The sequence below is a fragment of the Vibrio sp. 10N.247.311.47 genome (genome assembly GCF_041467535.1).
In the GTDB taxonomy this organism is placed as follows: domain Bacteria; phylum Pseudomonadota; class Gammaproteobacteria; order Enterobacterales; family Vibrionaceae; genus Vibrio; species Vibrio crassostreae_C.
In genome coordinates, this window is record NZ_JBFSUR010000016.1 from 1 (window position 1) to 12,976 (window position 12,976).

Consider the following 12,976-nt stretch of genomic DNA (forward strand, 5'->3'; position numbering starts at 1 on the left):
ACATAATTAAAGCCTGCGGTGAGGCTTAGGAGGGCAACTAAGGAGTGCCGAGATGTGAGTTCGGAAAAGAAAAGAAGTCCCCACTAAGCGGTAGGGATAACAACCAAGGTAACACACTCACCAGACTTTTGTTGATTATTATTAATACGCTTTCTAAGTCTATCACTTTCAGGCTTCACCCATACTAACGTGATTGATTAGAGATCTAAGACTCATTGTTCAACGTCGCCGTATCAACCTCTCAGCTTTAAGGTTTCAAGATACTTTTTCTAATATTAGTTAAGTGAATTAGAGTTTTGAGTTTAACGCGTTTTTGTCCAATTTCGTGCTAGTAGGTACCAGAATCTTCCGTGATTGTTAAGTTCGATGAAGGGATAAAACCTTCAAATCAATCTAAGTATGTTTTGAAAATGTGATTAAAAAGGCTGAATCAATAAACTGATCAGCCTCTATCAATTTTTTCCATTAAAGGTAACGGCTTCTTAGGTGGTCTTTGAAGTATTGCGCATTCAAGGTTTCGCCCGTTGCACCTTTCACCAAGTCATCAGTGGTCAGCAGGCTGCCTTTGCTCCAAATGTTTGATTCTAACCAAGTGAAGATAGGGGATAGGTCACCGCTTTCAATCACAGAGTTTATATCTACCGTTTTCTTCATTGAAGCCATGAACTGAGCCGCGTACATCGCACCTAATGTGTAAGGTGGGAAGTAACCGAATGCGCCGTCCGTCCAGTGGAGAATGTGACCTGCATTTAAGGTAGTTGCGGCTGTCCAAATTCTTGCTAACGGGGCGACTTAACTCACAAAGTACGAAAAGTGGGGGCAGAGTACAGTTCTTGACTCAAACGAATTCGCTAGTTTTTGCTCTGTAAATCGCACTGAAAGAGTCACACACATACAAGGTAGTATGAGCATAGCCTTGAACAAGCCCAAAATCCTCGCTGAGAGCGTTTGAGGCGGTCTGAGGGTTGTTTTTGGTAGCTAATTTACCCATTTACCATAATAAGAATGATGAACTCCGACTTTAATTGCATGAAACGAGAGCTATCTATTTAGTTTCACTGCTGCGACAATCTTAATTTCTTACTAAACTGGAATTAGTATTGAACTAATAAAAAAGGAATAGTTATGCGAATTGTTTTTTTTGTTTTTGCTCTTTTTTTTTCTTCCCTTTCATTTGGAGGTTTTAAACCAATTCACGATAAAGCCTTAGAAGAAAAAGCACTCGATGCATTAGAAGTTCACTTAGTAGCTGAAGGTTTGATAAGAGATGATGCTGAGCTAGCTCTCGCGTATGAGGAGGGAGGGAAGAGTATTTTTTTCTTTCGAGTAAGAGAGCATGAAGGTGGGGATGAGTTATATAGGGTTTTTTGCTCAAAGGCTAGGTGCCGTTTTAGTTATAACTGACAATTGAAGTTGTAGTGGTCTAATGATCCCTGACAATCACGTAAGCGACTTTTTCTATCCTTTTAATTCATGCTTTGCTTAATTGGCAATCTTGCTAAAACGGAAATGTCCAGAGGCTTCATAAGCCTGAAGTTTTACTCGTGGCGCTTTTCTTGCAAAGTGCCTGCTAGCTCAGATCTGCCCCAAAATCACTTAGATTGAATACTCTACATCGTTTAGGGTGCGAACATTTTCCCTACTAAAAGTCATCCATCCTTATGAACTTTAGTTGTGAACAATTGCTATGTATCACATCAACCATTTAGTCACTTTATCTTCACGGGCTGGGGGTAAAATCACAACAAACTGTATGATATCTTTTATATTATTTAAAGGTACAGGGAAAGTGACATGACTGAAGAGATAGTCAGCTTGATACCTCACACTCCTATATAAAGGGTGTAATCCATCAAAACTCGAACTTAAAGTTAACTGAAACGAAAACAAGGCTCTAATTGAACCTTGTTAAAAAATTGGATGAGTCTATGAGTTAACGACGGAGACCATCTTCAAATCGCTTGCGATAATTGTTTATCACGGTGATTAACGACTTTTTAATATCAACAATTTGTTTGGAATGTGGACACCAAAGCGCGAAGCCAAACTTGAAGCCCTCTAGCATCTCATCGGCTTCAACTGGCTCAATAGCATGATTGGCAAACTCAGTATTAGAAAAGGTTTTAGGCAGTAACGCCCAACCCAACCCCGCTTCGACCATCTTTATCACTAGGGCAAGTTGATCGATTGCTTCATTGTCTGAGCTGTAAATAATCTTCTCTGACATACCTTCTTCAATAAAAGATCGTAAGACAAATTGTTTGCTGTTTTTCAGAGCCACCAAGACTGCACTTTTCTCCAACCTAGATAGATCTCCACCTTTTTGAACAAAAGGGAGAAATTCGAAATGCCCAAGGAAAGTAGCATCAAAGCTATACATCGCCTGACGGTCATGCACATTGACGATACCAAAATGGTATTCGCCACTATCTATGCCTCTTTTGATGTCCTGTTTATTCCTAACAAAAAAGTTCACGCGCATTAGCGGAAAATCGCGAAGAAATTGCTGGCGGATTTCAACCAAAGCGCGATGAGGAATCACACTAGAATAAGCGATGTTGACGCTTTCTAATCCACCATAAGAGAGGCTTAGCGCCAATTTATCGAAAGTACGCGCTTGCTCGATGGTTAATTTAGCATTGTGATAAAGAAGGTGACCATCTTCAGTTGGCTCTACCGAACGCCCCACTCGTTCAAACAAACTGACCGCTAGTTGGTCTTCAAGGTTGGTAATCACCTGCCCTATCGTAGTTCGGTGCTTATTGAGTTTGACCGCGGCTTTGCTAAACGAGAGTTGTTCATAAACGGTCACGAACGCGAGAAGTTGTTCAAAACTAAAATTCATAGGTTTCGCTTCCTTTCTAGAGTGATTTACTTAAAATATGATAACTGATCTGCACCAGTGATACTGGACATTCGACTAAGCGAGTTGCCCTACTTCTGTTAATTCATGACTTACTAAATTAGATAAAACGCAACTCGGAAATGTCCAGAACCTTCACAGATGGCACTTCGTAACTCAGAAGTGCCCCTTTTCTAGTTAGAACCAAAGCTACCCTTCAGCCATAATTGTGACTTTTGACTTACAATACTTGTACTATGCTTTTTTCAGCTTGGTTCTACTTACACAGCAAGCTCTGCAAGTAGAAACCTTCAATGTGGTTGGGCGTTTTATCTACAGATAACGACTTCTCAAATGGTCTTTGAAGTATTGCGCATTCAAGGTTTCGCCCGTTGCACCTTTCACCAAGTCATCAGTGGTCAGCAGGCTGCCTTTGCTCCAAATGTTTGATTCTAACCAAGTGAAGATAGGGGATAGGTCACCGCTTTCAATCACAGAGTTTATATCTACCGTTTTCTTTATTGAAGCCATGAACTGCGCCGCGTACATCGCACCTAATGTGTACGATGGGAAGTAACCAAATGCGCCGTCTGTCCAGTGGATGTCTTGCATACAGCCGTTAGCGAAGTTACCTTGAGTGCTTAAACCAAGGTAAGACTGCATCTTGGTATTCCATAACTCTGGCACGTCAGTGTGTTTGATCTTGCCGTTGATCAAGTCACGCTCAATCTCGTAACGCAGGATAACGTGTGCAGGGTAGGTGAGTTCATCAGCATCGACACGGATGAAGTCTTTCTTCACGCGCGTGTAGATCTTCTGGAAGTTTTCTTTCTCAAATTCTGAGCCTGAGAATTGCTGACCAGCCAAGTTCGCTAAGTGTCCAATGAACGGGTCGCTGCGGCCGACTTGCATCTCGAAGAATAAAGATTGAGATTCATGAATGCCCATAGAACGAGCTTCCCCCGCTGGTTGTCCTGCTAGGTGTTTTGGTAAGCCTTGTTCGTAACGTGCGTGGCCTGTTTCATGCACAATACCCATTAAGCTTTGAACGAATTCCGCTTCGTCATAGCGTGTTGTGATACGCACGTCTGAAGGGACGCCGCCACAGAATGGGTGAACACTTTCATCCAATCGGCCGTGTTCAAAATCGAACTGAAGCAGCTTCATGACTTCTAAACCCAGTGCTTTCTGTTTCTCGGTCGAATAGATACCTGATGGTGCGTTAAATTGCTCGCTCGATTGTTTTTCGATCACTTCATCAATTAAACCTGGAAGCCAAGTTTTAACGTCTGCAAATAGGGTATCAAGTGAAGTAGAGCTGGTGCCCGGTTCATAAATATCCAGCATCGCATCATAAGGCGTTAGATTGGCTGCGTCTGCGCGAATCTGCGCTTCTTCACGAGAAAGCTCAACCACTTCACGCCAGTTCTTTTCGAATCCAACCCAGTCGTTGTTACCGCGTTGGCTACGCCACGCATGTTCACATTTTGAACCCGATAGAGATTTCGCTTCAACCAGTTTTTCTGGAAGTAGGTTTGCTTGTTGCCACTGGCGTTTTATTTCACGAAGTGACGATTGTTGCTCAGTGTTCAGCGCTTCATTTTCAGCGTCTGCAATCCAATCGCCAAGCTGTGGTTGAGTCATTAAGCCGTGAATATGAACAGAAAGCTCGGCCATCGCTTCACTACGAGCTTGGTTACCACCTGCTGGCATCATTGAAGCTTGGTCCCAACCACAAATAGAAGCTAGGTGTTGAAAGCGTGAACATTTTTGAGAGTGTTCGACTAGTTTTTTGAATGCGCTCATTTGACTACTCTTAATTTGGTTTCTTTAAATGATCCTTAGGGCTGCGTCAGCGTTAAGGTTCATCTCGTGTACTTTGATTATGGCTTTGCTTTTTAATGACGCCGACCTTCGCAGTCGAAGATATAGCGAGAAAAGCATGAGGCGGTACGATGCCTTGAATTTACTATTTCTTAACAAATCAAACTGTTCTATTGTGCACAAAATCAGTGAGTTGTATAGCTGGTGGCAATTGTTGCTTGCGAATTGTTCAGATACACGGTATTGATGATAGATCGCTGAACAAAAATGACAATGATATGGATATTTTGAACTTTGAGGCATTTCTAATTGCCATCACTATTTTAACGCTAACGCCGGGCTTAGATACGGCTTTGGTGATTCGCAATACTAGCCGCTCTGGCTTAGCTGACGGTTGTATGACGAGCTTTGGTATTTGTAGCGGCTTGTATGTACACGCGTTTTTCTCTGCTGTGGGTATATCTGCAATCCTCGCCCAATCCGCTGAACTCTTTCAAGCCGTTAAGATGGTAGGTGCGGTTTACCTCATCTGGCTTGGCTTAAGCAGTTTGCGAGCGTTGATGAAAAACGGTGGCGGTTTGAAGGTCGGAGAACAAGCTCAGCAGGCTTACAGTGCAAAGCGTTCTTTGCGTGAAGGCTTTCTGTCTAACGTTCTTAACCCAAAAACAGCAGTTTTCTATCTGGCCTTTTTACCTCAATTTGTAAACCCTGAAGGTTCGCCTTTATTGCAATCTATGTTGATGGCTTCGGTACACTTTATGATAGCGATGGTATGGCAATGTGGTTTGGCTGGCGCTCTTAATTCCGCTAAAAACTTGCTCAAAAACGCGAGTTTTATGAAGTGGATGGAAGGCGTGACGGGCATGGTGCTGGTTGGGCTGGGTGTTAAGCTTCTGATGGAAGAGCCTGTGTAGTTCACCGTTTTCAGTTGAACATGAATATATGAAAGCCCACGATGTGTCGTGGGCTTTGTGCTTTATTACTGGTAGATCTTTGTACCGATCTTATTCAACAGCGCAGTTATTCAACGACGCTAATGTTCATCTCAGCACCTTCGAAACCTAAGTCACTCAACTCATCGGCGTTAAAGTTGGTGGTAACTTCGATGTCGCCAATGCGCTCAGTAGATTCGTTGACGGAATCAGTACTTCTTTTGCTGCGTAGATTGTTAGTAATTGGTGTTGCTTGTCCAATTTCGATAGTACCTGCAAATTGAGATTCAGCGTAGAAATCTCCAGACACGTAAGAGTGGAAGGGGCGTAAGCTTCCGCCAGTCGCGTATTGCATGCTTGATAAGCCAGCTTCTTTAATCGCCCAGCCCCAATCCCACCATTTAGTTTCACCTGGGATGTAACGGTGATCCCATTGGTAGCGAATGTCGGCAGATTCACTGCTGCCACGGCCCATGGTGAAGGTATGAGCCTTGTACGGGCGGTTATCTGGATGAGAGTGCCACGCGTTGCCACCCCAACGAAGGAAGCCGTTGAATTCAACATCGTAGCTAATATCGGCGTTGAATCGGTACGGGTAAGAGATGCTTGAACGATACAGCTCAACTCGAATCGGTAGCTCCGAATTCGCAGGAACCATAGGACGAGCTTGAAGTGTTACTTGTTCGCTAGTGGAGTTGCCATTTGTTTCAGCGAAGCTTTGGTTAGCCTCGAACTTAACGGTGAGCTTAGTTTCGCCAACCAAAGGCCACTTGAAGGTGTTCTCTGTTTGAACGCTCTGTGAGAATCCGTAGCTGTTCGTTTTCGACCAGTTTGTTGATTCGTCTACTTTTAGGTCTACCACCACTTGTTGCGCGATGTTGCTGTTGTTTCTTGCCGTCGCGTAAACCGTTTTCACTAGTTCACGATCCGACTCGACAACATCACCATGCCAAAAGTTGTCGTCGTTAACGGTGTAGGCAAAATTGTCGACGGTGATTTTGGTTTTTTCATCACAGCGATAGCCGCTACAAGAGCCATTGTTATTTCCTTGTATTACCCAACTGTTGCCAGAGCGCTTTATCGTCATGTCTTCGCCCACGTACTGACTGTTATTACCGCCAACCCAAGCGTAACCTAGGTTGTGGGCTAAGTAGCTTAATGGGCGTACAAAGTCGTTACGGTTGTTCACTAATTCATACTGAACATCGATTTCGCTGCCTTCCTGAACCGATTTGGCGGAATAGTTAGGGATTTCAGATTGGTCGTTGTTTGGGTAACAGAACGTTGACCCACTGCTTGATTGCTTAATTTCGCCATGATAACCCGGCCCCATGATTACCCAGTTTCCTTTTAACCCGGTGATCTGCCAAGTGCCCATGCGAGCGACCAAAGTACTCTTCTGCTCTTCTGCTTCATAACGGTCTATAGGACGATAACCAGAGCGACAGACATCTTCACCAAGTTGGTCAAACACTATTTGGTCTGGGTAAATCTTCGCATTTACACCGGTTGATAGAACAGACAACACTGCGGTTGCTAAGAGACTTCTGTTTACTGTGATCATTAACAATTCCCTCATTTGTAATTTTTCTATTTTGATAATGTTTTGTGTGCCGTGCAGTTAACAAGACAAGTTCACTTTTTCATGTTGATAAATAGATAGATACTGAAAAGGGTTGAATTAAATTACCCAGTTAATTCAATGGCTTGTATTGTCATTAGTGTTTTTGCGGTGAAAGAGTATGCAACTGAACGTAAATTGTTTGATGGGGCTCAAACCGTTTTTAGAAAAATGAAGGCCCATTATTCGGGCTTAGACGTCAAAATTATTTGACGTTATTTTTGGCGTTTGTATGAATGGTTAATTAGAAGAACAGGTATAACCATTCACAATACTCGTAGTTTTAAGGTGGGCAGGTAGTGAGTGACAAAGAGTAAAAATCTAACTTGAATATTTTGCTTTGCTATCGGTTTTAAAATGCAAACACTTAAAGTAAGGAAGACTGTAATAATTGTATTACTGATAAAATAATGAAAATAACCATCCGTTTTTTATGTGTAATATCGGAAAAGCTTGCTACTTGATAATAGGGCACTTTTTGCTAGTGGTTAAACTATCTCTAATTATCGTTTGGCCAGAAGTTGCGTTCGGCCTGTATTACACGTTTTAATGATGGCAAATAAATCATTCGAACTTAAGATATCAATCTTTACCGTTAATGGGTCATTGTTGATTAACAGGTAAGGCGCCAATCGGCTGTCATTCATTGTTTTATTTATTTTTTGCACAGAGACTAAGTCAATGGTGCCAGAAATAGAAAAGAAAAGTGATTGAGAAGGACGGGCTGTTCCTCTGAATCGCAGAACAAGTGGGTCGGGCATGTTGTCGTCTTGAACGGACATCAGGTGCAGCACCTTGTTGTTACTTATTTTCGTTAATCCGTCGGTACGTAATACATTGTCATTCACTATCAGGTCCACCACGCTATGTTGGTAGCGATGCTCTTCTTTTGGTTGGGGCGAAGGGATACTCCATATGCCAACCAATAAAACGAATGCAGAAATGAGCGCAACGATTGGCATCATAATTGACCTCTTTCTAGGAATAGGGCCAGTTCGGTACTGGCTTGATCTAGTTGGGTTGGCGTGTAAAAGATGTTGACGGACTGGCGTGTGGCTTTGTTCAGAATAGAGAGCTCAGAATATTCCGCTTCTTCGCTAATGTACGCCACGCAATCACATTGATACTGATAGAGAATGCTTTCTAGCTCTGGCGTCATCGCCATTTCAGGGGCTTGGAAAACTTGTATTTGACCTATCCATTGCTCGCTGAGCCGGTTAACGGGGTTGATATCGCTGAGGTTTCTCTCATTAACCTTAGCAAAAGCCAATAACGCTGATGCCAACAGTAAGCAGCCAGTGGTGAAGTAGCACAACTTGTTTCGGTTTTCAGCAGTGGGAAAGTAAGCCGACGAACTTTGTTTAGGGTTAGGCTTAGGTTCGACTGCAACAGCTGCACCGATAGCAATACCGTTATTGCCGACGGGTATCAGGTTGCTCGCATCAGCAAGGGGAGTTGTGGCTGCATTATTGATGGGGGAGTCGATTACCACGCACTCATCGATAAGGCGATAGCCCACCTTAGGAACGGTGACGATTGGGGTTTCTTTGATGCCTAATCTAACGAACCCTTGGCGCAGTAAACTTATACTTTTCGCTAGTGACGTATCCCCTATGAACTCGTTTCCCCAAGCGAAGCTAATAATATCTTGTTTGTTAACAATATCGGGTGAGTTTTTATGTAATAACTCCAGGACCCGAGTTTCACGGTATCCTACTTTAATAGAACGTTCATCGTTATAAATACGGTTTTTAATCGGGTCGAATCTGATCATATAGCCAACGTTTTATTTTTATTATAATTCTCTCTACAATGTAGAAGACTATAAACTGACTAATATATGAATTAAAGTCACATGTTTTATTCTTCTGGTTTTTTGTGTCGTTGAAACGAAAAGAAATTTAATATGTTTGTTACAAAACGCCTGACACCAACGCACAATCTGTTAAATATAAGTAATATCTAATTAAGTGTTGGTTTTATTAGTGTCCTTTTTAGTAGTCTACTATTCGCTTTATTAAATCGCATAGTGGTCGATTTAATATTCTTGTTATTTATAAGGGCATATATGCTGCATAATAATTTAAGACGTTTCGCTATGTGATGAAAATAAAAAGCCCGCAGTTGAGTGCGGGCTTGGTATTCAATCACTTCAGTTTACGCTTTAACTGCTTCACAATCATTTGAAGACGTCAACGGTTTGAAGAATAGCTTGGTTTCTTCGATAACAACGTGGCGCAGCAAGATAAGCCCGATTAGGTTCGGAATTGCCATTAGGCCGTTCACGATATCAGCCATTATCCAGATCATGTCGAGCTTTAAGAATGCACCAGAAGCCACCAACGCAATGAAGATGATCTTGTAAGGCAATACAGCTTTGGTACCTAGCAAGAACACAACACAGCGCTCACCGTAGTAGTTCCAACCTAAAATTGTTGTAAACGCAAAGAAGATTAAGCCAACAGAAACCAACATAGGGCCAAGGGTATCTGCATTCAGACCAACAGCGAATGCGTGAGTGGTCATCGCAGCGCCTGAAAGATCAGTCTGCCAAGCACCCGTTAAGATAAGCGCCAAACCTGTCATCGTACAGATGATGATGGTGTCGAAGAAGGTACCTGTCATAGAGACAAGTCCTTGTTTCACACATGAATCTGTTTTAGCCGCTGCTGCAGCCATTGGTGCGCTACCTAGGCCAGATTCGTTCGAGAACACACCACGAGCGATACCTGATTGGATAGCAAGCATGATGCTCGCGCCAAAGAAACCACCGGTTGCTGCTGTGTTGGTAAACGCAGAAGTCACAACAAGGGTAATGGCATTCAGTAGTTGGTCGGCATTTGAAATCAGAACGCTTAAACACGCGACGACGTACATAACCGCCATAGTAGGAACAACTTTCCCTGCCACTTTAGCGATAGATTGGATACCACCAAGGGTAACCACTGCCACTAATATCGTAAGAACGACAGCAGACATCTCACGCGAAGCGCCAAATGAGATTTGAGTTGCGTCCAAGATAGCGTTGACTTGTGGGAAGGTACCGATACCGAAGCAAGCAACGCCGAGCGCGAAGACAGCGAACATTACCGCTAAGATTCGTGAGCCGACACCGTATTGCAGGTAGTACATTGGGCCGCCAACCATTTCGCCATTGCTATCGGTTCTGCGGTATTTAACGGCGAGTAGACATTCTGCGTACTTGGTCGCCATACCAAATACAGCGGCAAGCCACATCCAGAATAGGGCACCAGGGCCACCAATCTTGATTGCGGTCGCTACACCAACGATGTTACCTGTACCAATGGTTGCTGAAAGTGCAGTACACAAAGCCGCGAAACTCGATACGTCACCCGTACCAGATTTGTCTTTGCTGAACACCATTTTCAGTGCAGTTGGGAGGTGTCTAAACTGGAGTAAGCCTAAGCGAAAAGTAAAGTAGATACCTGTACCCACTAGCAGAATAAGCAGTGGTGGTCCCCAAACGAATTGGTTGATGGTTTGTAGTGTAGCTTGTAGGTGGTTCATAGATTCCCCTTAATAAATTAAAAATTTAAGGAGAAGAGGGAAGGCAGTGCAGATCTCAGGGATCGGGGGCACTACTTAATACATACGGATTTCTAGATAGAATTCTTGTGTTAATTAAGGCTGTTGCTTTCCACTCCTCTGTCCTTTTGCCTGAGAGTTTCACTTAGCGAATCACTTATAGATAAGTAACGGGCACTAAGCTTGCTCCTTCGGCGACCGATCTAACGGTTCTCTCCAGAGGTTCCTCCAACGACAGTCCTCACTTTTCTGGATTTCTCCAGCATAAAGCACCTGAAAGATTTACTTCTTCGGCGGGTCAATCTAACTAAATGTTAATGTTTAGTTAAAAACCACTCTCCTGCAGTCTTCATCGGAACAATTACCTAAATAATTAGGTAATCTGTAGGCGTATCCTAGATCATATAAAATGTGATGTCAGCTACAAAATATCTGATTGCACAAATGTTGTTCAACTAAATGATCAAACAACGAGTCTCTGACGTAACTTGCTTATTTAAATGGTATAAAATAGAGAAACAAGGAGGAGTTATGACTCGACTAATAGCGATTGTTTTTTTATTGGCTTTGGCATTTGTACTATTTCGTTACCGGACAAACGAAAAACTGCAAAAATGGGTAGTGATAGTTATCGTTAGCAGTTTCCTTTTGTATACTGCCAGCTTGATGATTTCGGAGTTAACTCGTTAAGCCTGCCTGTAAACAGGTGGGATGAATGTGTTAGTAAAGCTTAAGTGCTTCTGGCTTGAGCGATAGGTTTAACTGAGCCTTCACAATCAGTATTGGCATTCGTGTCAGTGACCGCGTAACGTTAAATAAATTTTTGGGAGTACCCGCTAGTGAACCAGCAATCTGGACAAAGCGAACAAGATGAAGTGGTTGTTATAGAAGAACGCGATAAGCGCAGTCAGCTCTATATCGGCATTGCTGCGGTTATAGGTTTAGCACTGGGTGGCTTAATTGGTTCTACAGTTACGGCTTCTAAGTGGGAGTCCACTTATCAGGTACTCGAAACTCGTTATCAAGAACTGCATGACAGCAGAGCACAGTTGATGACATCCGTTGAAACTAAAGTGGCAAAAGTTGATACCGAATTCGATGCGAAAGTAGAAGCCGCTCTAGTGAAACAAACGGAAGAGCATCAAAAAGAGCTCCAGGAATTAGCGAAGCAGTCTTCGGTTTTAGAGAAGGCGAACTACTCGTTAGAGCAACAGCTAAATGAACAGAAGCAAACGTTAGAGCAAACTCAGCAAGACAACCAGAAACTTAATCGTCAGGCTGACATGCAATCGACTTTGTTTGAGCGTGCGCGTGAAGTTTTCCGAAAAGAATTACAGATTTCTCAAGAACTTGAAAAACTTGAGAAAGAAAGAGATCAACTCGAGCAGAATCTTGGTTCTCTTAAGAAAGCGTGTGATGTTTACTTAGATGGCACATCATGGGATGCGAAATCTGACGCGTGTGAGAAGCAAGATAACGCTAACTCTCGACTGAGTGATATAAGACAAATGATTGAAGTCCACACCATGGACCTCAAACAGATCAAAACTCTCACTGAAGAGATGGGTCTATAAGCCGAAGGCTTTACCAACCTAACGTTAGTTTTTCACTAAATATTGAAACGCCCACATCACACACGTGATGTGGGCGTTTTGCGTTTGTCGAGAGCATAGATCCGGTGCGTTCTCATTATTGATTATTTAAGTGTTTTCATTGTTTGCTTAGATATTTGTGAATAGTTACGTATATCCACAATGATATGTTACTTGTTGTCTATTAAATGACTTTGCATACATATTTTCAGCTCAGAGTCGCTGCATAATAGTGTTGTTCAGGATGAACACGCAGTCGATTGCTAGCTCGCATTTGGCTGCTTTGACGACAAGGGATGGAGTGATGCCAGAGTATCTTTGTGAGAACTGCACCATAGCTTATTGTTTCGATGATTGTCGCTCGCCATTAGCGCAAAAAGAGATGATCAAAGTAGAAGAGTTGGTTCGTCGTGTCGATGTTGAACACGATGATGAACAGAGTGAAAAGGGTGAAAAGAGTGAGCAGGGCATTGAAGGTAGTTATTCGCCTAATCGTTCAGACATAAAAAATCCCCACAAGCCAAGCTGGTAGGGATTTTGGATAAGTTGCAGTCCTGTTCTCGCTTTCTCAAGCAAAGGGTCTTACAAAAATTTTTAGAACAGTTTCGTTTTTAGAGCT

General features: G+C 42.8%; 10 protein-coding genes, 1 pseudogene and 1 riboswitch. Of the genes and pseudogenes, 4 read left to right on the forward strand and 7 right to left on the reverse strand.

What is annotated here, in order from left to right; all coding sequences use genetic code 11:
- Positions 1 to 465: 465 nt before the first annotated feature.
- Positions 466 to 735 (reverse strand): annotated as a pseudogene (locus AB6E51_RS12150) (carboxypeptidase M32); the annotation flags it as partial.
- Between the two features lie 390 nt (positions 736 to 1,125).
- On the opposite strand from AB6E51_RS12150, the gene AB6E51_RS12155 reads away from it, so the two are divergent.
- On the forward strand, positions 1,126 to 1,404 hold the full coding sequence (locus AB6E51_RS12155) for a hypothetical protein (RefSeq protein ID WP_017063787.1): 279 nt from the start codon (positions 1,126 to 1,128) through the stop codon (positions 1,402 to 1,404).
- 529 nt (positions 1,405 to 1,933) lie between these two features.
- Here the strand turns inward: AB6E51_RS12155 and AB6E51_RS12160 are convergent.
- On the reverse strand, positions 1,934 to 2,845 hold the full coding sequence (locus tag AB6E51_RS12160) for a LysR family transcriptional regulator (RefSeq protein ID WP_102333401.1): 912 nt from the start codon (positions 2,843 to 2,845) through the stop codon (positions 1,934 to 1,936).
- A gap of 330 nt (positions 2,846 to 3,175) precedes the next feature.
- Positions 3,176 to 4,648 carry a carboxypeptidase M32 gene (locus tag AB6E51_RS12165; protein ID WP_372139918.1) on the reverse strand — a complete coding sequence of 491 codons (1,473 nt, stop codon included), beginning with the start codon at positions 4,646 to 4,648 and terminating at the stop codon, positions 3,176 to 3,178.
- A gap of 296 nt (positions 4,649 to 4,944) precedes the next feature.
- Here AB6E51_RS12165 and AB6E51_RS12170 point away from each other — a divergent pair, with 296 nt between their 5' ends.
- Entirely contained in the window at positions 4,945 to 5,580 is a 636-nt protein-coding gene (locus AB6E51_RS12170; protein ID WP_017058961.1) for a LysE family translocator, read from the forward strand.
- Between the two features lie 106 nt (positions 5,581 to 5,686).
- Here AB6E51_RS12170 and AB6E51_RS12175 read toward each other — a convergent pair whose 3' ends face one another.
- The 4 genes from AB6E51_RS12175 to AB6E51_RS12190 all read right to left on the reverse strand — a co-directional run bounded on the left by AB6E51_RS12175 (position 5,687) and on the right by AB6E51_RS12190 (position 10,747).
- A complete protein-coding gene (locus tag AB6E51_RS12175; RefSeq protein WP_017063796.1) occupies positions 5,687 to 7,162 on the reverse strand; it encodes an aerolysin family beta-barrel pore-forming toxin in 1,476 nt (491 codons plus the stop codon).
- A 560-nt stretch (positions 7,163 to 7,722) separates the two neighbouring features.
- The gene (locus tag AB6E51_RS12180; protein WP_017059728.1) at positions 7,723 to 8,184 is read right to left on the reverse strand and encodes a hypothetical protein; all 462 of its coding nucleotides are present in this window, start codon (positions 8,182 to 8,184) and stop codon (positions 7,723 to 7,725) included.
- On the reverse strand, positions 8,181 to 8,993 hold the full coding sequence (locus AB6E51_RS12185) for a winged helix-turn-helix domain-containing protein (RefSeq protein WP_017066273.1): 813 nt from the start codon (positions 8,991 to 8,993) through the stop codon (positions 8,181 to 8,183). The genes AB6E51_RS12180 and AB6E51_RS12185 overlap by 4 nt, the downstream gene beginning before the upstream one ends.
- Positions 8,994 to 9,376: 383 nt before the next feature.
- Entirely contained in the window at positions 9,377 to 10,747 is a 1,371-nt protein-coding gene (locus AB6E51_RS12190) for a sodium:alanine symporter family protein (protein WP_017059726.1), read from the reverse strand.
- 128 nt (positions 10,748 to 10,875) lie between these two features.
- A riboswitch (glycine riboswitch) is annotated at positions 10,876 to 10,995 on the reverse strand.
- A gap of 609 nt (positions 10,996 to 11,604) precedes the next feature.
- Here AB6E51_RS12190 and AB6E51_RS12195 point away from each other — a divergent pair.
- Together AB6E51_RS12195 and AB6E51_RS12200 are read left to right on the forward strand one after the other, a co-directional pair.
- Positions 11,605 to 12,339, forward strand: coding sequence for a chromosome partitioning protein ParA (locus AB6E51_RS12195; protein ID WP_372057961.1), 735 nt, complete (start codon positions 11,605 to 11,607; stop codon positions 12,337 to 12,339).
- 322 nt (positions 12,340 to 12,661) lie between these two features.
- Complete coding sequence (locus AB6E51_RS12200) at positions 12,662 to 12,889, forward strand: hypothetical protein (protein WP_065584878.1); 228 nt, start codon at positions 12,662 to 12,664, stop codon at positions 12,887 to 12,889.
- Positions 12,890 to 12,976: the final 87 nt, after the last annotated feature.

What these genes read in the sequence shown, in the direction of transcription:
- AB6E51_RS12155 (WP_017063787.1), top strand. Translation starts at nt 1,126, where the DNA reads ATGCGAATTGTTTTTTTTGTTTTTGCTCTTTTTTTTTCTTCCCTTTCA.
- AB6E51_RS12160 (WP_102333401.1), bottom strand. Translation starts at nt 2,845, where the DNA reads ATGAATTTTAGTTTTGAACAACTTCTCGCGTTCGTGACCGTTTATGAA.
- AB6E51_RS12165 (WP_372139918.1), bottom strand. Translation starts at nt 4,648, where the DNA reads ATGAGCGCATTCAAAAAACTAGTCGAACACTCTCAAAAATGTTCACGC.
- AB6E51_RS12170 (WP_017058961.1), top strand. Translation starts at nt 4,945, where the DNA reads ATGGATATTTTGAACTTTGAGGCATTTCTAATTGCCATCACTATTTTA.
- AB6E51_RS12175 (WP_017063796.1), bottom strand. Translation starts at nt 7,162, where the DNA reads ATGATCACAGTAAACAGAAGTCTCTTAGCAACCGCAGTGTTGTCTGTT.
- AB6E51_RS12180 (WP_017059728.1), bottom strand. Translation starts at nt 8,184, where the DNA reads ATGATGCCAATCGTTGCGCTCATTTCTGCATTCGTTTTATTGGTTGGC.
- AB6E51_RS12185 (WP_017066273.1), bottom strand. Translation starts at nt 8,993, where the DNA reads ATGATCAGATTCGACCCGATTAAAAACCGTATTTATAACGATGAACGT.
- AB6E51_RS12190 (WP_017059726.1), bottom strand. Translation starts at nt 10,747, where the DNA reads ATGAACCACCTACAAGCTACACTACAAACCATCAACCAATTCGTTTGG.
- AB6E51_RS12200 (WP_065584878.1), top strand. Translation starts at nt 12,662, where the DNA reads ATGCCAGAGTATCTTTGTGAGAACTGCACCATAGCTTATTGTTTCGAT.